The organism is Streptomyces cellostaticus, assembly GCF_001513965.1.
Taxonomy (GTDB): domain Bacteria; phylum Actinomycetota; class Actinomycetes; order Streptomycetales; family Streptomycetaceae; genus Streptomyces; species Streptomyces cellostaticus.
The window spans coordinates 127,117-146,292 of the sequence record NZ_KQ948037.1; the positions used below are offsets into that span (position 1 = coordinate 127,117).

Below are 19,176 nucleotides of genomic sequence, written 5' to 3' on the forward strand. Positions count from 1 at the left end.
CGCGAGACCCATGGAAGTGAGGGCAAGTCATGTCCGTGCACGACGAACTGACATCGGTCCAGCGCTGCCTCGACGACCTCTACCGGTCGCTCGGGCGCCTGGAGAAGCAGCTGGGCAGCGGTGGGCTGGAGATGCGCCGGGTCCGGATGGACTCCGACCGGCTGCGCGAGAGCGTGGCGCTGCTGCGGGAGGCGGCCAACACCGGGGCCGCTCCGAACCGGCCCGACCTCGTCACCATCTCCGACACGCCGTACGACATCAGCCTGTGGACGGACTCGGACGACGAGGGTCTGGGCGCCCGCGACCGGCACGCCCCCTGAACCCCGAACCGAACCGACCGGAGTCCGGAGTCTTCCCTTGGCGACTGGTACGGAACCTCAACAGAACAGCGGCGGCGTACACACCGGTACGCGCGCCGCAATTGCCGCCCCGCACCTGCGGACCGACCGCTGGTGGCTGGCGCCCGCCGTCACCGCGGCCGGTCTGTTCGCCTTCGTCGTCTACTCGACGTGGCGGGCCTTCGCGAACGCGCACTACTACGCGGCGCCGTACGTCTCCCCGTTCTACTCGCCGTGCCTGGCCCAGAACTGCAGGACCATGCACGCCGGGCCGAACGCCGACCTCTTCGGGGCCTGGTGGGGCATCTCCCCCGCGATCATCATCCTGATCTTCCCGCTCGGCTTCCGCCTGACCTGCTACTACTACCGCAAGGCGTACTACCGCAGCTTCTGGGCCTCCCCGCCGGCCTGCGCGGTCGCCGAGCCGCACAAGAAGTACACCGGCGAGACCCGCTTCCCGCTGATCCTGCAGAACATCCACCGGTACTTCTTCTACGCCGCCCTGCTGGTCGCCGGCGTCCTGAGTTACGACACCGTGCTGTCCTTCCGGGACACGCACTACCGCTGGGGCCACATGGGCCTCGGCACGCTCGTCTTCCTCGTCAACATCGTCCTGATCTGGGCGTACACGATCTCCTGCCACTCCTGCCGGCACGTCGTCGGCGGCAAGCTCAAGCACTTCTCGAAGCACCCCCTGCGCTACCGGGCGTGGCAGTTCGTCGGGAAGCTGAACGCCCGGCACATGCAGCTGGCCTGGGCGTCGCTGCTGAGCGTGGCGCTCGCCGACTTCTACGTCTATCTCGTCGCGTCCGGGGTCTTCGCCGACCCGCGCTTCTTCTAGAGATTCCAGTGAGGAACTGACTGATGTCCGTGGTGGACCGGCAGGAGTGGGACGTCGTCGTGGTCGGTGCGGGCGGCGCCGGGCTGCGGGCCGCGATCGAGGCCCGGGAGCGGGGCGCCCGTACGGCGGTGATCTGCAAGTCGCTGTTCGGCAAGGCGCACACCGTGATGGCCGAGGGCGGTATCGCGGCGGCCATGGCCAACGTCAACGAGCACGACAACTGGCAGGTCCACTTCCGCGACACCCTGCGCGGCGGCAAGTTCCTCAACCAGTGGCGGATGGCCGAGCTGCACGCGCAGGAGGCCCCGGACCGGGTGTGGGAACTGGAGACCTGGGGCGCGCTGTTCGACCGTACGAAGGACGGGAAGATCTCCCAGCGCAACTTCGGCGGCCACGAGTACCCACGGCTGGCCCATGTGGGCGACCGTACGGGTCTTGAGCTGATCCGCACCCTCCAGCAGAAGATCGTCGCACTCCAGCAGGAGGACATGAAGGAGACCGGGGACTACGAGTCCCGGCTGAAGGTCTTCCAGGAGTGCACGGTCACCCGGATCCTGAAAGACGGCGAGCGCGTCTCGGCCGTCTTCGCCTACGACCGCGAGTCCGGCCGCTTCTTCGTCCTCGAAGCCCCCGCGGTGGTCGTGGCGACCGGCGGGATCGGCAAGTCCTTCAAGGTCACGTCGAACTCGTGGGAGTACACCGGCGACGGGCACGCCCTCGCGCTGCTGGCCGGGGCGCCGCTGCTGAACATGGAGTTCGTGCAGTTCCATCCGACGGGCATGGTCTGGCCGCCGTCCGTCAAGGGCATCCTCGTCACCGAGTCGGTCCGCGGGGACGGCGGGGTGCTCCGGAACTCCGAGGGCAAGCGGTTCATGTTCGACTACATCCCGGACGTCTTCAAGGAGAAGTACGCCGAGTCGGAGGAGGAGGGCGACCGGTGGTACGAGGACCCGGACCACAACCGTCGGCCGCCCGAGCTGCTCCCCCGGGACGAGGTGGCCCGGGCGATCAACTCCGAGGTGAAGGCGGGCCGCGGCTCGCCGCACGGCGGGGTCTTCCTGGACGTGTCCACGCGTATGCCCGCCGAGGTGATCCGGCGCCGGCTGCCCTCCATGTACCACCAGTTCAAGGAGCTGGCGGACGTCGACATCACGGCGGAGGCGATGGAGGTCGGGCCGACCTGTCACTACGTGATGGGCGGCATCGCGGTCGACTCCGACACGGCGGCGGCGCGCGGGGTGCCCGGGCTGTTCGCGGCCGGTGAGGTCGCGGGCGGCATGCACGGTTCGAACCGGCTCGGCGGCAACTCCCTCTCCGACCTGCTGGTGTTCGGGCGCCGCGCGGGCTGGCACGCGGCCGAGTACGCGATGGGCGTGGCCGAGCGTCCCGAGGTCGCCGAGGCCCAGGTCAACACGGCCGCCGCGGAGGCCCTGCGGCCCTTCTCGGCGGAGACGGAGGGCGAGGCGGGCCCGCCGGAGAACCCGTACACCCTGCACCAGGAACTCCAGCAGACCATGAACGACCTGGTCGGCATCATCCGCCGCGAGGGCGAGATGGAGCAGGCCCTGCAGAAGCTGGCCGAGCTGCGGGTGCGCGCCCGCCGGGCCGGTGTCGAGGGGCACCGCCAGTTCAATCCGGGCTGGCACCTCGCTCTCGACCTGCGCAACATGCTCCTGGTCAGCGAATGCGTGGCCCGGGCGGCCCTGGAGCGCACGGAGTCGCGCGGCGGCCACACCCGCGAGGACCACCCGACGATGGACCGCGCCTGGCGCAACGCGAACCTGCTGTGCGCACTGGCCGACCCCACCGGGGGCCTGGCTGCGACCGACCCCGCCCGGGGCCAGATCCGGCTCACCCGCGAGACCACCGATCCCATCCGCCCGGACCTGCTCGCCCTCTTCGAGAAGGAGGAGCTGGTCAAGTACCTCGCCGAAGAGGAGCTCTACGAGTGAGCAGCTACGAGGCCCGCTTCAAGGTGTGGCGGGGTGACGTCGAGGGCGGCGGCCTTCAGGACTTCGCGGTCGAGGTCAACGACGGCGAGGTGGTGCTGGACATCATCCACCGTCTCCAGGCCACCCAGGCCCCCGACCTGGCGGTCCGCTGGAACTGCAAGGCGGGCAAGTGCGGTTCGTGCTCGGCGGAGATCAACGGGCGCCCGCGGCTGATGTGCATGACCCGCATGTCGGTGTTCACGCGCGACGAGACCATCACCGTCACCCCCCTGCGCACGTTCCCGGTGATCCGCGACCTGGTGACCGACGTCGGCTTCAACTACCACAAGGCCAGGGAGGTCCCGGCCTTTGTACCGCCTCCCGGACTCGGCCCCGGCGAGTACCGCATGATGCAGGAGGACGTGGACCGCTCGCAGGAGTTCCGCAAGTGCATCGAGTGCTTCCTGTGCCAGAACACCTGCCATGTCGTCCGCGACCACGAGGAGAACAAGACGGCGTTCGCCGGCCCGCGCTTCCTCATGCGGGTGGCGGAGCTGGACATGCATCCGCTGGACGCGGCCGCCGAGACCGGCCTGGACCGCAAACGCACGGCCCAGGACGAACACGGCCTCGGCTACTGCAACATCACCAAGTGCTGCACGGAGGTCTGTCCGGAAGACATCAAGATCACGGACAACGCGCTGATCCCCTTGAAGGAACGGGCGGTCGACCGCAAGTACGACCCGTTGGTGTGGCTGGGCTCGAAGATCAGGAGGCGGACTTCGTAGCGCGGCGGCCGGGGCGCTGGGCGAGCATCTGAACGCCCAGACTCCCCATGAACACGAACCAGCCGATCAGCGGGATCACATCGAACCTGGCGCGGAAGACGCCGAGGAACATCCACAGGGACATCCCGACCGCGCCGAGCAGCTGGCTGTACCCCCACAGCTTCGGCCGCAGGATCCGGTGCCGGCCCAGCGGCACCACCCAGCCGGTCGTGATGCCCGCGATGCCGAACCCCGCCATCAGCGTCACGGCCAGCGCGCCCGCGACCACCAGGTACATGTGCATGACGGGCAGCATCGCACGTGTGCCTCCCCGGGGCACTACTGCTGCACCCAGTCCTTCCGGTACGCGCTCCAGTCGTTCTCCGTCGCCGCGAAGTCGACGTACAGGGCGACACCGAAGCGGGCGCGGTCCGCGTCCGTGCGGGACAGGCCCAGGCGGACGCCGCGTACGGCGGCCGGGACGGTCTCCGCGTGCGCCCAGTGGCCGAAGCGGTTCTCGTGGTAGAAGGGCAGGCCCATGAGGAGGTCCGTGGAGTCCGGGGTGACCTCCAGGGCGAGCGCCGTCTGCTGGGCGACGTAGCCGCCGTAGAGGGTGTCCAGCGGCTGCATGGTGTCGTACGACATCACGGCGATCTGGTCCACGCGGCGGGCCACCTGCCCGAAGTAGGCCTGGGACCACCACTTGGGGTGGCCGGTGGTCGCGCCCCAGAAGGAGTGGAAGGCCGGGAGCGGGTCGATCTGGTGGGCGGCCACGGAGAGCAGGGCGTGGTGCGCGCGGGTGAGGGTGCGCAGGTCGTCCAGGAGGGAGAGGTAGTCGCGGTCGCCGGAGTGGAGGGGTTCCAGGTCGAAGTGGGTGCCCTGGAAGCCGGTGGCGAGGATCTGGCGGGCCGAGGTGACGACGGCGGTGCGGGTGGCGGCGCGGTCCAGGTGCAGGCCGTCGGGGCCCTCGCTCGCCAGCTTGTCGCCGAGCCAGGCCTGGACGCGGACGCGGGGCGCCGCGCCGTGCAGGGCCGATATCAGCCAGCGCGCCTTGGTGTAGGCCGACTTCGGGAGGGTGCCGTCGTCTTCCAGGGGCCCCGCGTGGACGTACAGGTCTCGGATGCCGGTGTCCTTCAGGCGGCGGGCGAGGTTCTTGACGTCCTGGTCGGTCTTACGGCCGTCCACCCAGGCGTGGCCCAGCCAGAGAGCGTCTTTGTGGCGGGTGAAGGTGCCGGCTTTTGGGGTGCCGGTGTAGTTGAGGCGGAGGGCCGTCTCCGCGGTGAGGAGGGGGAGGAGCATGAACAGCAGGGCGGCGGCGATGACGAGGGTGCGGCGGCGCCGGCGGGGGCGTGGCCCCTGAGGGGCGTTCGCGCCGGCGGCGGGCGCGGGGCGCTCGTGCGGGGGCTCTGCCCCCTCCGCCGATGCGGCACCCGGTTGCTGTTCCTTCGTTTTCTCGTCCATTTCTGCCCCCTGCCTTTCTCTTCCCCCACCCGTATCCATCCCGCTCGCGGAGGCGCCTACCTGCCCATACGCTCCAAAATGTGACGTCCTCCCTGATTCGGGGCCGGCCCCGGCATGCCACGGCCCACATACGGGTGCGGGTGGCGCGTGCCGTGGTGGGTGCCTTCGTGGGGGCCGGGTGGCTGATGTTGCCGGTGATGACGGTCGGTGAACGGGATCCGGTTCCCGTCGGCGCGACCGGGCCGGTCGCGAGTGCCGCCGCGGCAGAGCACGACGGGTCGTCCGTGACCGACCTCTTCATGCCCCTCGTCGCGCTCGGCGCGGCCGGGGCGCTGGCCGGATACGGGTACCTGCGGCGCACCCGGCGGGCCCGGACCCGGACGACACCGGGCGTGGTGTCGGCGGCGCCGCCCGTGCCCACGTCGCTGGAGTCCGAGCGGCAGGCCCGAGCCGCGCTGGTGCTGGCCGACGACTGTGTGCGCGGCAGCAAGGAGGAACTCTCCTTCGTCGAGGAGCTGTTCGGGAACGAGGCGGTCGAGCCGTTCGTGCATGCCCTGCGGGCCGCCGAGACCGAGCTTTCGGCCGCGTTCGCGATCTGGCGGCGGTACGAGGAGGGGGTGCCGGGGGACGAGACCGCCCGGCGGCAGGCGCTGGTGGGGGTGGTCGGACGGTGTGCGGAGGCGGGACGGCGGCTGGACGCCGAGGCGGCGGCGCTGGACCGGCTGCGGGGGCTGGAGCAGGGGGTGGATGCGGCGCTGGAGGTCGCCGAGGGGCGGTTCCGGGGGCTGGCCGCGCGGACGGCGGCTGCGCAGGCCACGGCGGCTGAGCTCCATCAGCGGTACGCGCCCTCGGCCGGGGCCCCCGTCACCGGGTACGTCGAACAGGCCAAGGACCGGCTGGTGTTCGCCACGTCGAAGCTCAACGAGTCCCGTCAGTCCGCCGATGCGGGTGAGGGGCAACGGGCGGCCCGGCATCTGCGCGCGGCCGAAGGCGGTGTCGCCCAGGCCGGTGTCCTGATCGGCGAGGTCGAGCGGCTCGCGGCACAGCTGCAGGAGGCGGCCGGGCTGGTGCCGGCCGCGCTGACCGGCGGCGAGGCGGAGATCGCCGAGGCACGGAAGGCGGGCGGGCGGACCTCCCTGGCCACCGGCGAGCTGCACGCCCGGCTCGCGCACGCCGACGGGGTACTGGCCGCCGTACGCACGGAGCTGACCGGCGGGCCCTACGACCCGCTGGACGCGCTGCGGCGCATCGCCCGGGCCGTGGAGAGGCTGGAGGCGGGGCGGCCCGGGGTGGTGGAGGCCGCCGCGCGGCTCGTGGCCCACAGCGCGGTCGCCGGGGCGGAGGACTTCGTCGCGGTGCACCGGGGAGCGGTGGGCGCTCAGGCACGAGCGCGACTGGCGGCGGCACAACGAGCACTCGGCGCCGGTACGGGTCGCTGCACCGACGCGGACACCCTGGCCACAGAGGCCCGGGACCTGGCCGAACGGGATGTACGGGCCCACGGAAACCCGTACCCCGACGGCCACCCGCTCGGCCTCACCGGCGCCGTCCTCGGCGGAATCCTCCTGACCGAGGACCCGGACGCCGGCCCCCCGACAAGCTACGGCGGCCCTCAGACCCGGGGCCGCCGACATCTTCCGTAGCGGTGCGGATAACGGCACTTGAGCAGCCCACCGAGTCGGGTGGGTGGGAAACGGGGGTCTGGGGGCGGAGCCCCCAGGGGGTCAGAAGAGGCTGAGCAGAGCCTCCGCCGGGTCGGTCAGACCGTTCTCGCCGCCGGGCAACGGCAGTTCGAACCACACCGTCTTGCCGCGAGGCGTCCGCCGCGAACCCCACGCCGCACTGAGCAGCCCGACCAGCTGAAGCCCCCGGCCCCCCTCGTCCGTGTCCCGGGCCCGCCGCCGCCGAGGCTGCACAAGACCGGAGTCCCACACCTCGCAGACCAACGTCCGGTCCAGCAACAGCCGTAGCCTGATCTCCCCCTCCCCGTACCGCAGCGCGTTGGTCACCAGCTCGCTGACCAGCAGCTCCGTCGTGTCGACCAACGGCTCAAGGTCCCAGCTGAGCAACTGCGCCCGGGCATACTCCCGCGCCCGCCCCACACTGCGCGGCTCGCGCGGCAGCGTCCAGTCCCCGACGGACTCCGCGGGCAGCCCCTGGACACGGGCCATCAGCAGGGCGATGTCGTCCTCGCCGTGGTGGGTGTCGAGGGTGTTGAGGACGTGGTCGCAGACGTCCTCCAGGTTTCGATGGGTGTCGGCGCGTAGCGCCGTCGTTGAGGGGTGGTGGTCGGGCGACGGGCGGGCGGGATCCGTCAGCGCACCCACGAAGGCTTGCAGGCCTTCGTCCAGCGGGTGGTCACGGGACTCGACCAGGCCGTCCGTGTACAGCGCCAGCAGCGCACCTTCCGGGAGCTCGACCTCCACCTCCTCGAAGGGCTCGCCGCCCACGCCCAGCGGCATCCCCGGCGGCACGTCGAGCATCAGGGCCGCCTCGCCGGGTTCCACCAGCACCGGGGGCAGGTGGCCGGCGTTGGCGAACGTACAGCGTCTGGTCACGGAGTCGTAGACCGCGTACACACAGGTCGCGAGGTAGACCTCGGAGAGGTCGGCGTCGCGCGGTTGACGGGCCGCGCGGGTGGCCTGCTGGACGCCACCGGGGGTGCCGAGGCCACGGGCGATCTCGTCCAACGCGGAGAGAACTTCGGCCGGTTCGAGGTCCAGCAACGCCAGTGTGCGTACGGCCGTACGGAGTTCGCCCATCGCCACCGCGGCCCGCAGGCCGCGGCCCATGACGTCCCCCACCACCAACGCCGTGCGGTGGCCGGGGAGTTCGATGACGTCGAACCAGTCGCCGCCGACCTCGGTGGCCGCGTTGCCGGGCAGGTAGCGGCAGGCGATGTCCAGGCCGGAGGCCTCGGGGTCGCCGGGCGGGAGCAGGGAGCGCTGCAGGATGAGCGCGCGCTCGTGCTCGCGCCGGTACAGGCGGGCGTTGTCGATGCAGACGGCGGCGCGTGCGGCCAGCTCGACCGCGAGGTCCCGGTCGCGGTCGCCGAACGGCTCGCTGCCCTTGGTGCGGGCGAACTGCGCGAGGCCTACGACGGTGTCGTGGGCGACCATCGGCACGGCCAGCGTGGACTGTACGAGCCCGCCGTCCTCGGCGGGGAGGTGCTGCGGGCGGGCGGTGCGCAGGGCGTCCGCGCACGGCGAGTTGAACGGGAAGTGGTGGACCGCGCCGACCGCGACGGGGTCGCCGGAGCCGCTGAAGGGCGCGTCGGACACGGCGCTGGCGAAGGCGACGCGGCGCAGTTCCGCGCTGCCGTCGGCGAGGCCGGGCGGGGTCTCGTCGCCGGCGAGGAGGCCCTGGTAGAGGTCGACGGTGGCGAGGTCGCAGAAGCCGGGGACGACGACGTCCAGGAGTTCGCGGGCGGTGGTCTCCAGGTCGAGGGAGTTCCCTATGCGGGCGCCGGCCTCGTTGAGCAGGGCGAGATTGCGCCTCGCGGCCGCCGCTTCGCGGGCGGCGGCGCGGCGGGCGGTGATGTCGGTGCCGAGCCAGGCGATGCCGATCGGGCGGCCGGTGCCGCTGTGCACGCGGTAGAGGTTGACGGACCAGTGCCGCCGTTCCTCGGAGCCGGGGACGAAGCCCGTGACATGCATGTCGGTGATGGAGTCGCCGCTCTGCAGGACCCGGCGCAGGGTGGCCGAAATCCGCTCGGCCTCGCCGCGGGCCAGATAGTCGTGAACTCCCTTGCCGCGGTGGTCGTCCGGGGTTCCGCCGAAGATGGAGGCGAACCGCATGTTGGCGCGGCGCACCCTGAGGTCGGGGTCGATCAGCAGGAAACCGAAAGGGGATTGACCGAAAATCGCCTGCGAGGCGGCGAGGTCGGTCTCGATGCTGCGCAGGGTGCGGACGTCCACGACGATGCAGACGGCGGCCTTGTCGCCCTCCGCGGTCCGGGTGGGCATGACGTAGACCTCGGCGAGCCCCTCCTCGCCGCGTGCCCCGTCCGGCCGGTCCGGCATCCGGAAGGGGACCACCCCGGTCCACTCCCGCCCGTCGAGAATTTCGGCCATCTTCCGCTGGCCGCGCTCGCGCAGGTCGGGGTCGATGAAGGCCTCTATGGGGTCCATGCCGACGGCGCGTCCGGCGGGGATGCCGAAGAGCTGCTCGGCGCGCAGGCTCCACTGCTCGACCAGTCCGCCGGGACTGATGGAGAAGGAGGCGACCTTGATGTAGTCGTAGATCGAGCCGGGTGGGCTGCTCTGCCACATGGCGTCGCCGGGCACGGTTGCGGCCGGTACTGCCTGGTCCCTCGCGCCGTCCGACGGGTCCTCGGACTCCGTGGCCTTCGCTGGTATCTCGCTCACGCGAACCGTCCCCTCCAGCTCACCGCGCCCGGCACCGGTCACCGGGGGCGGCTGCCCGCAGTATCCAGCACTACGGCGCCGCACGACACGGTGTTCACGATCACAGCTCGGTCCAGGCGTTTTTCGGACCGGGCCGCGACAACACTTCCAGTCTTCTAACCAGGGAACACGGCCTCGAATCACGCACCCTCGCCCCGTCACCGCCCCGGGGCGCACGATGGACGCCGTCCGGCGAGTTGTACACCGGGCTCAGCCGGGCACCGCCAGTTCGAACCAGACGGTCTTTCCGCTGTCCCCGGGCCGGGTGCCCCAGCGGCGCGAGGAGCCGGCGACCAGCTGCAGACCACGGCCGCTCTCGTCCTCGGGGTGCGCGACGCGCTCGCGCGGCGGGTCCGGCAGCGGGTCGGACACCTCGACCAGCAGCACGTCGTCGAGCCCTGCCGGGCGTACCAGCCGTACGCCGATGGGGCCGGTGGCGTGCCGCAGGGAGTTGGTCACCAACTCGCTGACCAGCAAGGCCGCGAGATCGGCGAGAGAGTCGAGGTCCCAGCCCTGCAACTGCTCCCGGACCGCGGCACGAGCGGTGCGCACGGCACCCGGTTCCGCGGGAAAGGTCCACTCGGAGCAGTCGCCTTCGGTGTCGATCACGCCGATCACTTCCCAGGCCAGCGAGCCTAAGCATGTCCGGTTTCATGGGGTTAATGGGGACATACCCGGTATCAGGGAAGCATTACCGTGCGCGAGGGCGCACAGTGGCACGAACGGCGTATGGAAGGCCGGGTGCGCTCCGGCTGCGCGCCCGCTGGGCCTGCTCAGCGCGCCCCGGCGCCCAGGCGTGCGGCGAGTTCGCGGACCGCCGGGACGTCCTGGTCGAGCCAGGGCACCTCCCAGAGCCGGTCGGGGGTGAGCCAGCGCAGGTCGTCGTGGTCCTGGAGGGGCCGGGGAGCGGCGGAACCGGGGCGCAGGCGGGCGGTCCACACGTGCAGGACGTACGGGGATCTCAGCGGCCACTCCCCCGGCACGCGCTCGACCGGCTCGGCGTCGATGCCGAGTTCCTCGCGCAGTTCACGCACCAGGGCGTCCTCGGGCCGCTCTCCGGTCTCGACCTTGCCGCCGGGCAGCTCCCAGCGCCCGGCCAGTTCGGGAGGCGCACTGCGACGAGCGGCGAGCAGTCGGCCGGCGTCGAGCAGGGCGGCTCCCACCACCACGATCCGTTCGGTCATGGAGCGGAGCCTACGGGAGCACACAGAGGGTCAGTTCCGGGCGCCGCCGTCCCCGTTTGCCGGTCAGTTCTGGGCGCCGTCCCCGTTCTGGCCTATGCGCTCGACCCAGTAGAGCTGCTTGTGGCCGCGGTCATCGAAACTGTCGGCGATCTTCTGGGCCTCGGCCCGGGTCGCGTACCGCCCCACACGGTAGCGATTGCCGTTGTCGTCCTGCCGTATGACGATCCAGGGCAGGGAGACCGTGCCCTCACTCATCGCCCCCACCGTTCCTTCTCGCACTGCCCCGCCCTCCCCCACTCTCGGCAGCGTTCGCGCAGGGAAACCCCTGTCCCGTCCCAGGCCCCCGCCCTGCCCCGCCTAAGGAAACCGCAATCCGCATATGCCCGAGCGTACGCCCTACCTTCACGCAGCGAATACGCCTTTTCACAAAGAGGTACGCAACCAGCCAGAACACAGGGGGCGCACGATGCCGAACGCGCCGCCCGCCCCGCCGGTGTCGTGCGTCGGGGGCATACCGGACGGACCCTTGGCCACCTGGGAAAACGGCCGGATTGCGGCGGATCGCCAGGGCCGGGACATGGGGTGTACGACGGGGGCACACACCCGAGGGGCGTGCCGGGGTGTGCGCTACTTCACGGGCAGGTGGTACGAGACCCGGTAGCGATCGGCCGGGATCACGACGTCCGCGGTCTCCACGGGGCGGCCCGAGGCGAAGTAGGTGCGCTGGACGACCACGACCACATGGCCGGGGACGCCGCCCAGGACGTGCAGCTCCTCGGCCAGGCCGGGGCGGGCGCCGACCTCCTCGGTGACGTTGTCCACGATGACGTCGATGGCCCGCATGCGCTCGACGACCCCCATGCCGCCGAGCGGTCCCTCCTCGGGCAGCATCACGGGGGTGCGGCCGGTGACGGCGAGGGGTTCCCAGGAGGTGGAGAGCATCATCGGCTCCCCGGCCTCCCGGAACAGGTACTTGGTGCGCATGACCCGGTCGCCGGGCTTCACGGCGAGCCGCTCGGCGATGGCGATCCCGGCCTCGGCCTGCTCGCTGCTGGACTCCCAGCTGCCGCGCACCGAGGCGTCGGCCTGCTCCTGCCGGAAGGGCGTGGCACCCGCGGCCGGACGGAACCCTGAGCGGGCCACCCGTTTGGGCACCGGCCGCTCGCGCACATACGTCCCCGAGCCGGAGCGGCCCTCGACCAGCCCCTCGGCCATCAGCACCTTGCGGGCCTCCAGCGCGACCGTGTCCGAGACGCCGTACTCCTCGCGGATGCGGGCCTGGGAGGGGAGCCGGGTGTGGGGAGGCAGTGAACCGTCGACGATCTTCTTGCGGAGATCACCCGCGACGCGCAGGTACGCCGGCTGCTCACCGAAAGTCACTGGCCACTCCCATCAGGTTGTACAGACAGCAACAGCGTGGCAACCGTGGGTTGTGCCATGCAAGTAAAGGCCAGAGAATCACTCGATGTGATGACAAGTGGCGGTGGAGGGCTTTACCCAGGCACTTTCTCCCGGTATGGCCGCGATCACACCTCCAGGCGATCACCGCCGCCATCGCCGCTGCCGCCGTCGCCACCGCCGTTACCGCTGCCACCCCTGTCACCGCTGCCACCGCTGTCACGGGAGGGCGGGGTGGTCTCCAGTCCCAGGGCCTTCCGCGCGTTGACCCCCTCCTTGGGGTCGAGCCAGTCGAGGCCGACGCCGTAGTACTGGTAGAAGACGTCCGCGTCCTTCGCTTTCGCGGCCTTCACCCAGTCCTTTCGCGCCACGTCCAGGTCTGCCGCCAGGATGGCCACCGGCTCGCGCGCACCGGCGGGCCACCGGTGCCCGCGCAGCATCCGGGCCTGCTCGGCCAGCGCGGCCGACACCCGGCCCGCCCAGGCCTTGTGCCCCGGCAGGTCGTCCTCGACGTACTTCGCGTCGGGGGCGGACTCCAGGGCCGCGTTGAGGACGTGCGCGGCCTTCAGATAGGCGACCTGGTCGGCGTCGAGGACGGTCTGGTCGTTGCGCAGCGAACCGGTCAGGTTCCCGCCCTCGGCCGCGCTGCCGAACACGCAGGTGACCTCCCGGTCGCCGGCCGACCAGCTGTCCTCGGTGGGCGTGAGGTAGTAGACGTCGACGTCGTCGGGGACGGCCCAGGCGTCCATCGCGTAGCTGTCCTGGAGGCCGTAGCAGCGCTTGTCGGCGGTGCCGGTCACCGAGTCGTCGCCGGGGTAGCCCCCGCCCGTCAGCCGGAACGAGGCGAACACCTCGCCGTCGTGCTCGCCGGTGCACGGCACCGTGTCGACGTCGTAGGTCTCGCCGCTCAGGTCACCGGCGGGCGCGTTGAAGCACTCCCCCTTGGCCAGCGAGATGCTCGCGCCGTCGCGCGCGCCGTCCTTGAACCCGTCCCAGAAGTCGGACCCGCCGCCCGTGGCGAGTACCAGCGCCCACAGCGCGAGCCCGATCCCGGACAGCACCGACCCGCCGACCGCCAGCCCTTTGCCGCGCTCGCCCCGCCGCCGGATCTGCCCCAGCGCGATCAGCCCGAGCACCAGCCCGGCTCCGGGTATGCAGCACAGCACGCCCAGCACGAGGGAGGTGACGGCGAGTCCGTTGACGGGCGCCGGCCGGTTGTAGGGGCTGTAGCCCTGCGCCCATGGCTGGTACGGCCCGTAGGGGTTCTGCGGGCCCTGGGGGTACGACGGCGGTCCGTACGGCCCCTGCTGGGGTGGCTGATACGGCCCTTCTGGCTGGTGGGGGCCGGGGGGCGGAGGTATGGACACCGGTACCGTGCTCCTGGGTAGGGCGGCTGCAGCGCAGGACGGGCGAGGGCGCGGCTGCTGGACTGACGTACGACTGGCCGCATGGTAAGCGGGGCACGAGTGGGGGCGGAATGAGGGTGCAACACCGGGCGGGAAGCGGGGTGGACAGCGCCACCGTACGGGTGGTGAACGGGCTCACCGCGCGATGGGCGGCGCAGACGGCCCCGGACGGCACGGCCTTCTCGGCGGCCGGGGTCTGGCCCCTGCTGGCCTTCCTGGCCGACGGCGCGACGGGTGCCGCGCGGGCGGAGCTGGCCGAGGCGCTCGGCGTGCCCGCGGATCAGGCGGCCACCGCCGCACGGGAGTTGCTGTCCGCGCTGGAGTCGGTCTCGGGCCTGGACGCGGCGCTCGGCCTGTGGACGCATCACACGCTGCAACTGCAGGAGGAATGGCGGGCCGGACTGCCGGCCCGGACGCACGGGGTGTTCGGCGACGACCTCGTCACCGCGCAGGAGCGGCTGGACGCCTGGGCGGCCGAGCGGACCGGCGGACTCGTGGAGCGCATGCCGGTGACGCTGACGCGGGACGCGCGGATGGTGCTGGCCGGCGCCCTCGCCCTGCGCACGGACTGGCGGCAGCCGTTCACCGAGACGATGCTGCGCCCCGAGGCCGGGCCCTGGCAGGGCCGTTCGCTGCTCGGACTGCACCGCAGGAGCGTACGGCCGGACCGGGTCGGCGTGACGAGTACGCCGGACGGCTTCGTCACCGCACTGACGGTGCCCGGCGACAACGGGATCGATGTCCATCTGGTGCTGGGCGAGGAGCGGATGACGCCCGGTCAGGTGCTCGGCGCCGGGGTCGGGGTCGTGGAGCGCGCGCTCGCGGTCACCGGGGGCGGCGGGCTTCCGTTCGGGCACGTCGGCCCCGGCCTGCATGTGGAACAGCAGCCCGCCACCGCGCCGGAGCCGATCGCGCTGGACGTGCGGACGGTGGCGTACGAGGTGCGGGCCGACCACGACCTGCTGGCGCTGCCCGGCCTCTTCGGGCTCACCACGGCCCAGGACGTCCGCCAGGCCCACTTCCCCGGCGTCAGCGCCTTCCCGCTCGCCGTCGGCGCGGCCCGCCAGTCCGCCCTCGCCCGGTTCGGCGCGCTCGGCTTCCGGGCGGCGGCGGTGACGGCGGTCATGCCGGTGGCGGCCGGCGCCGTCCCGCAGTACCGCTACGAGACCACGGTCGTCCGCGTGGCCTTCGACCGCCCCTTCGGCTTCCTCGCGGTCGACCGCGAGTCCCGGCTGGTGCTGGTGGCGGGCTGGGTGACGGACCCGGCGCCGTATCCCGCCATGCCGTCATGGTGAGAGGCGCTGTTCCTCCAGCACGGTGACACAGCGGGCGAGCAGCCCGGTCAGGGTGTCGCGCTCCTCGGCGGTGAACTCGTCGGCCAGAGCGCGCTCGACGCGTACGGCACGGGCGTCGGCGTCGGCGAGGACGGCGTGGCCCTCGTCCGTGAGGCGGGTCTCCAGGACGTTCCTGTGCCACTCGTGCGCGGTGCGGGCGATGAGGTCGCGGTCCTGGAGGTTCTTCAGGACCGTGTTCATCGTGGGCGGGGTGACCCCGCACAGCCGGGCCAGGGCAGCCGCCGAGATGCCGGGGTTGTCGGCGAGGTGGAGCAGGGCGCCGTACTGCGCGACCGTCAGGCCCGCCGGCTTCAGGACCGCGGTCTTGGTCGCGTTGAGGGCCTGCTCGGCCCGCTTGAGGTGGGAGCCGAGGCGCTCGGAGGCGGGCATGGAGGTCACCCGGCCCACATTAATGCCTTGGCAGTGATTAGAGTTCTAATCTAGATTCGCACCTGTCATGCAATGAGCAGCCGAACCGAGAGGCACTGCCGTGTCCCGTTCGATCCACCGCCGTACCTTCCTGACCGGCACGGCCGCCGCCCTGGCCGTCGCCGCCACCGCCCCCCTGGCAAGCGCGGCCACCGGCCCCCGCATCGCCACGGCCTTCACCCTCCCCGGCGACCGCGCCTACCCGGAAGGCATCGCCCTCGACGCAGGGACGGGGGACGCGTACGTCGGCTCGTACACGACCGGCGCCGTCTACCGCGCCGCCGCCGGAAGCCGCACGGCGGAGGTCTTCCTCCCGACGGGCACGGACGGCCGTACGACGGCGAACGGGCTGAAGGTCGACCGGGCGGGCCGCCTGTGGGTCATCGACTCGACCGCCGGGATCGACGTCTACGACCTGCGCGACCGCTCTCTCGTCGCCCGCTTCGAGGTCCCGGCAGGCGACCCGCGCTTCGTGAACGACCTCGTGATCACCGCAGACGGCACGGCCTACGCCACCGACAGCGTGCGGCCGGTGGTCTACCGCGTCACCCCGGACGAGGTGACCCGCGCCCGCGGCGGCCGCGCACCGCTCACCGCGCACTACGACCTGACCGGCGCCCTGCCCCCGTCCTCGTCCGGCGCATACGCCCTCAACGGCATCGCCGCGGACCCCACCGGAGCCCTGCTGTTCGTCGTCGACATGACGGGCGGCGGCCTCTACCGCGTACACACCGCCACCGGCTCCATACGCCAAGTCACCCTGTACGGCGGCGACTTGACCCACGGCGACGGCCTGGAACTGCGCCACCGCACCCTGTGGGCCGCGCACAACGCCAGCAACACCCTCACCCGCTGGCACCTGTCCCCGACCGGCACCACGGCCCGCCTCCACAGCCGCCTGACCGACCCCGCACTCCAGATCCCGACCACCCTGGCCCACACCCCCCAGGGCCTCCTGGTCGTCCGCTCCCAGTTCGACAAGGGCGGCCCCATGGGCCCGGGCACACCGGAGACGCCGTTCACGGTGGCGCGGGTGACGGGGCTCTGACGCGGGTCGCACCGTCGACGATCTCGCAGCCCGGGCCTCGCCGAGTCGCTACGGTTGAGCCATGGCCGCACTGCCCGACTGGATGCGCCCGCCGCGCGCGGAAGGCTGGTTCGCGGAGGACCTGGACCGCCTCCCCGAGGCACCTCGCCACACCGAGCTGATCGACGGAGCTCTTGTCTTCATGATGTCGCCCCAGCGGGCCTGGCATGGCCGCCTCGTCACATCCCTCACCACAACGCTCATGGCCACCGCACCTCCCGGCTTCGAGATCGAACGGGAGATGACGATCCGCCTCGACGAGCGCAACCGCCCAGAGCCGAATCTGCTCGTGACGACCGCCCCCTACGACCCGGACCGCACGTGGTACGCGCCCGAGGAGGTCCGGCTCGTCATCGAGGTCGTCTCACCTGAGTCCGCGCACCGGGACCGCACGGTGAAGCTGCGCAAGTACGCCGAGGCCAAGATCCCGCACTACTGGTGCATCGAGGAAGAGGACCGCGCTCCTGTCGTGCACGTCTACGAACTCGACGAACCGACGGGCACCTACGCACCCGCCGGCATCTTCCGGGGCACCTTGCAGCGCCCGGTGCCCTTCGAGATCAGCCTCGACCTGGACAAGCTGATCCCGCCGCGGAGCAGGTGAGCACAGGAACACGGAAGGGGTCGGGCTCAGCAGGGCCCGACCCCTTTCGACCTGGGCGGTCACACGTTGAAGCGGAATGCCTGAGCCCCAGCCCTGACCTGCGGCGGAGCCGCACGCAACGCCCTGACCAGGCATTTCCCCGTTGGCGCGCGTTGGGTACCGACGGTCGCTTACGGGTGTCCTGCGGACTCTTTGCGGACCGCTCCCAGCCGCGCCCGCTCCTCCTCGACGATCTGGCGGGCCATCGCCGTGTCCGAAACGTCGACCGCGTCTGACGTCGACCTCGGCGACACGCACTGCGGCGTGCGTACGCGTCGAACAGTCGGGTCTTGTTCTTGAGCATCTCCACCATCCGCTCGTCCACCCTGCGGGTGGTGAGCAGCCGGACACCCGGACCGAACGTCCGACCCTCGGTGACCTCCTTCAACCGGGCCACTGGGATGGCGTCCAGCACCGGTTCCGCCGGCCGTATCGCAGATCGGCTCCAGCGCCGCCCGAGCCGCCACGACAGCCCGCTCGTGGTCACCGGCCACCGCCTGCGCCGCCTCGTACAGCCACCCTCCCTCGGCAACCGCCTCCCGCTCGCTGCGCCCCATCCCGCCCCGGCCTCTCTCGCTATGTCCCCGCGTACTGCCACCGCCGACCCCCCGGCACCGACCGGGGCCCGAAGGCGTTGTGTACACATGGCACACTCGGTACCCTTGAGGCATGACTCAGCCGCTGCCCATAGAGTCCATCCGCGACGTACGCGCCCACTTGGCCGAGGTCGTCGAACGGGCCGACCGCGACGACGTGCCCACTGTCATCACCCGTCGCGGCAAGCAGGTCGCCGCCGTGGTCTCGATCGAGGTGCTGCGCAAGTACCAGGAGTGGGAAGAGCGCGAGATCAACCGCATCATCGACGAGCGCATGGCGAGCACGGCCGCCGGCGTCCCGATCGAGGACGTGATGAGGGAGACGCTGGCACGCAGTGAGTGACTACCGCACGGTATTCCGGCCCGAGGCCCAGGCCGAGCTGCGCAAGATCCCGCGTGACATGGCGCTTCGCATCCTGGCCAAACTGACAGAGCTGGAGAGCGACCCCTTCGGCTTCAACACCACCGGACTCGTATCCCAGCCGGAGCGCCGCCGCCTACGGGTCGGCGACTACCGTGTCGTCTACACGATCGACAACGGGGAGCTGGTGGTGTGGGTCGTACACGTCGGACACCGCTCCACGGTCTACGACACGCAGCCGCTCCAGGTTCTGCGGACCACGGCGGACAGCACAACGGCCTGACCCGCTTTCTCGCAGGTCAGGCCGTTTTTCCACGTCCCATCAGACGTTGAAGCGGAACGTCGAGCGCAGAGCTGCGACCTGCGGAAACGTCGTTTCGGAGGGGCCTTTCCCAGCACCGTCCCAGCACGGGCAGTCAGTAGCGGTACCGAGCCGCGAGGATGATGATCTCCTTGTCCGTCACCAGGTAGACGAGGCGGTGCTCGTCGTCTATCCGCCGCGACCACGCGCCAGGCAGGTGGTACTTCAAAGGTTCGGGCTTGCCGATCCCCGAGAACGGGTCACGCCCGACGTCCTCGATGAGCTTGTTGATCCGGGCGAGCATCTTGCGGTCGTTCTTGAGCCAGGATGTGTAGTCCTCCCAGCCCTGATCCTCGAAGACAAGCCTCACGCGACACCCACACCCGGGTCCGCCGAGTCCGGATCGATCAGCTCGCGCTCCGACACGTTGATGTTTGCCAGCGCGTTCTCGTACGCCTTGAGCAGCCGGCGAGCGTTCGCCGGAGAGCGCAGCAGGTACGAGCCCTCACGCAGCGCCGCGTAGTCCTCGGCCGAGACAAGCACGGCGTTGCCGTGCTTCGAGACGATCTCGATGGCCTCGTGGTTCTCGTTGACCTTCTTGATCAGTGGGAAGAGCGCCTTGCGGGCTTCACTCGCAGTTATCGACACGACCTGACACCTTCCACCTAGTGGTACCTAATAACGTACCACTAA

At 71.2% G+C, this 19,176-nt stretch carries 21 protein-coding genes and 1 pseudogene; 10 read left to right on the forward strand and 12 right to left on the reverse strand.

Features of this window, described 5'->3' with window-relative positions; translation table 11 throughout:
* Positions 1–29 precede the first annotated feature (29 nt).
* From AQI88_RS32590 to AQI88_RS32605, 4 genes are read left to right on the forward strand one after another with little or no spacing between them, the layout of a single operon-like run.
* Complete coding sequence (locus AQI88_RS32590) at positions 30–320, forward strand: hypothetical protein (RefSeq protein WP_067006070.1); 291 nt, start codon at positions 30–32, stop codon at positions 318–320.
* Positions 321–357: 37 nt separating this feature from the next.
* A complete protein-coding gene (locus AQI88_RS32595) occupies positions 358–1,179 on the forward strand; it encodes a hypothetical protein (RefSeq protein WP_067006071.1) in 822 nt (273 codons plus the stop codon).
* Positions 1,180–1,202: 23 nt separating this feature from the next.
* On the forward strand, positions 1,203–3,131 hold the full coding sequence (locus tag AQI88_RS32600) for a fumarate reductase/succinate dehydrogenase flavoprotein subunit (RefSeq protein ID WP_067006073.1): 1,929 nt from the start codon (positions 1,203–1,205) through the stop codon (positions 3,129–3,131).
* Positions 3,128–3,898 carry a succinate dehydrogenase/fumarate reductase iron-sulfur subunit gene (locus AQI88_RS32605; protein WP_067006075.1) on the forward strand — a complete coding sequence of 257 codons (771 nt, stop codon included), beginning with the start codon at positions 3,128–3,130 and terminating at the stop codon, positions 3,896–3,898. The genes AQI88_RS32600 and AQI88_RS32605 overlap by 4 nt, the downstream gene beginning before the upstream one ends.
* Here AQI88_RS32605 and AQI88_RS32610 read toward each other — a convergent pair.
* Positions 3,879–4,181, reverse strand: coding sequence for a hypothetical protein (locus AQI88_RS32610; RefSeq protein ID WP_159050454.1), 303 nt, complete (start codon positions 4,179–4,181; stop codon positions 3,879–3,881). The two genes, AQI88_RS32605 and AQI88_RS32610, sit on opposite strands and share 20 nt — an antisense overlap.
* A 35-nt stretch (positions 4,182–4,216) precedes the next feature.
* On the reverse strand, positions 4,217–5,338 hold the full coding sequence (locus AQI88_RS32615; protein WP_079057957.1) for a glycoside hydrolase family 18 protein: 1,122 nt from the start codon (positions 5,336–5,338) through the stop codon (positions 4,217–4,219).
* Between the two features lie 80 nt (positions 5,339–5,418).
* Between AQI88_RS32615 and AQI88_RS32620 the strand changes: the two genes are divergently transcribed.
* Positions 5,419–6,981: a hypothetical protein gene (locus AQI88_RS32620; protein ID WP_067006081.1), complete on the forward strand. Its 1,563-nt coding sequence runs from the start codon at positions 5,419–5,421 to the stop codon at positions 6,979–6,981.
* A gap of 81 nt (positions 6,982–7,062) precedes the next feature.
* Here the strand turns inward: AQI88_RS32620 and AQI88_RS32625 are convergent, their stop codons facing one another.
* From AQI88_RS32625 to AQI88_RS32650, 6 genes are all read right to left on the reverse strand, one after another.
* Positions 7,063–9,705, reverse strand: a complete 2,643-nt coding sequence (locus AQI88_RS32625; protein WP_067006083.1) for a SpoIIE family protein phosphatase — start codon at positions 9,703–9,705, stop codon at positions 7,063–7,065.
* Positions 9,706–9,954: 249 nt separating this feature from the next.
* Entirely contained in the window at positions 9,955–10,362 is a 408-nt protein-coding gene (locus AQI88_RS32630; protein WP_208615966.1) for an ATP-binding protein, read from the reverse strand.
* Positions 10,363–10,517: 155 nt separating this feature from the next.
* Positions 10,518–10,928, reverse strand: coding sequence for a (deoxy)nucleoside triphosphate pyrophosphohydrolase (locus tag AQI88_RS32635; protein WP_067006087.1), 411 nt, complete (start codon positions 10,926–10,928; stop codon positions 10,518–10,520).
* Between the two features lie 63 nt (positions 10,929–10,991).
* A complete protein-coding gene (locus AQI88_RS32640; protein WP_067006089.1) occupies positions 10,992–11,183 on the reverse strand; it encodes an SPOR domain-containing protein in 192 nt (63 codons plus the stop codon).
* A 372-nt stretch (positions 11,184–11,555) separates the two neighbouring features.
* Positions 11,556–12,308, reverse strand: a complete 753-nt coding sequence (locus AQI88_RS32645; protein ID WP_067006091.1) for a GntR family transcriptional regulator — start codon at positions 12,306–12,308, stop codon at positions 11,556–11,558.
* A gap of 146 nt (positions 12,309–12,454) precedes the next feature.
* The gene (locus AQI88_RS32650) at positions 12,455–13,693 is read right to left on the reverse strand and encodes a DUF4190 domain-containing protein (protein WP_067006093.1); all 1,239 of its coding nucleotides are present in this window, start codon (positions 13,691–13,693) and stop codon (positions 12,455–12,457) included.
* Positions 13,694–13,803: 110 nt separating this feature from the next.
* On the opposite strand from AQI88_RS32650, the gene AQI88_RS32655 reads away from it, so the two are divergent.
* The gene (locus AQI88_RS32655) at positions 13,804–15,027 is read left to right on the forward strand and encodes a serpin family protein (protein ID WP_067006095.1); all 1,224 of its coding nucleotides are present in this window, start codon (positions 13,804–13,806) and stop codon (positions 15,025–15,027) included.
* On the opposite strand, the gene AQI88_RS32660 is transcribed toward AQI88_RS32655, so the two are convergent.
* The gene (locus tag AQI88_RS32660) at positions 15,019–15,456 is read right to left on the reverse strand and encodes a MarR family winged helix-turn-helix transcriptional regulator (RefSeq protein WP_067006123.1); all 438 of its coding nucleotides are present in this window, start codon (positions 15,454–15,456) and stop codon (positions 15,019–15,021) included. The genes AQI88_RS32655 and AQI88_RS32660 overlap by 9 nt on opposite strands.
* Positions 15,457–15,556: 100 nt before the next feature.
* Between AQI88_RS32660 and AQI88_RS48000 the strand changes: the two genes are divergently transcribed.
* Together AQI88_RS48000 and AQI88_RS32670 are read left to right on the forward strand one after the other, a co-directional pair.
* Complete coding sequence (locus AQI88_RS48000; protein WP_067006097.1) at positions 15,557–16,543, forward strand: SMP-30/gluconolactonase/LRE family protein; 987 nt, start codon at positions 15,557–15,559, stop codon at positions 16,541–16,543.
* Between the two features lie 61 nt (positions 16,544–16,604).
* Positions 16,605–17,186, forward strand: a complete 582-nt coding sequence (locus tag AQI88_RS32670) for a Uma2 family endonuclease (protein ID WP_067006099.1) — start codon at positions 16,605–16,607, stop codon at positions 17,184–17,186.
* A 170-nt stretch (positions 17,187–17,356) separates the two neighbouring features.
* Here AQI88_RS32670 and AQI88_RS48005 read toward each other — a convergent pair.
* Positions 17,357–17,571: pseudogene (locus AQI88_RS48005) on the reverse strand (hypothetical protein); the annotation flags it as partial.
* Positions 17,572–17,894: 323 nt separating this feature from the next.
* Between AQI88_RS48005 and AQI88_RS32675 the strand changes: the two are divergent.
* Together AQI88_RS32675 and AQI88_RS32680 are read left to right on the forward strand one after the other, a co-directional pair.
* Positions 17,895–18,164: a type II toxin-antitoxin system Phd/YefM family antitoxin gene (locus AQI88_RS32675; RefSeq protein WP_067006101.1), complete on the forward strand. Its 270-nt coding sequence runs from the start codon at positions 17,895–17,897 to the stop codon at positions 18,162–18,164.
* The gene (locus AQI88_RS32680; protein ID WP_067006103.1) at positions 18,157–18,465 is read left to right on the forward strand and encodes a type II toxin-antitoxin system RelE family toxin; all 309 of its coding nucleotides are present in this window, start codon (positions 18,157–18,159) and stop codon (positions 18,463–18,465) included. The genes AQI88_RS32675 and AQI88_RS32680 overlap by 8 nt, the downstream gene beginning before the upstream one ends.
* A 133-nt stretch (positions 18,466–18,598) precedes the next feature.
* On the opposite strand, the gene AQI88_RS32685 is transcribed toward AQI88_RS32680, so the two are convergent.
* Together AQI88_RS32685 and AQI88_RS32690 are read right to left on the reverse strand one after the other, a co-directional pair.
* Entirely contained in the window at positions 18,599–18,853 is a 255-nt protein-coding gene (locus tag AQI88_RS32685; RefSeq protein ID WP_067006105.1) for a Txe/YoeB family addiction module toxin, read from the reverse strand.
* Positions 18,850–19,131: a type II toxin-antitoxin system Phd/YefM family antitoxin gene (locus tag AQI88_RS32690; protein ID WP_067006107.1), complete on the reverse strand. Its 282-nt coding sequence runs from the start codon at positions 19,129–19,131 to the stop codon at positions 18,850–18,852. Before AQI88_RS32690 ends, AQI88_RS32685 begins: the two co-directional genes overlap by 4 nt.
* Between the last annotated feature and the right edge of the window lie 45 nt (positions 19,132–19,176).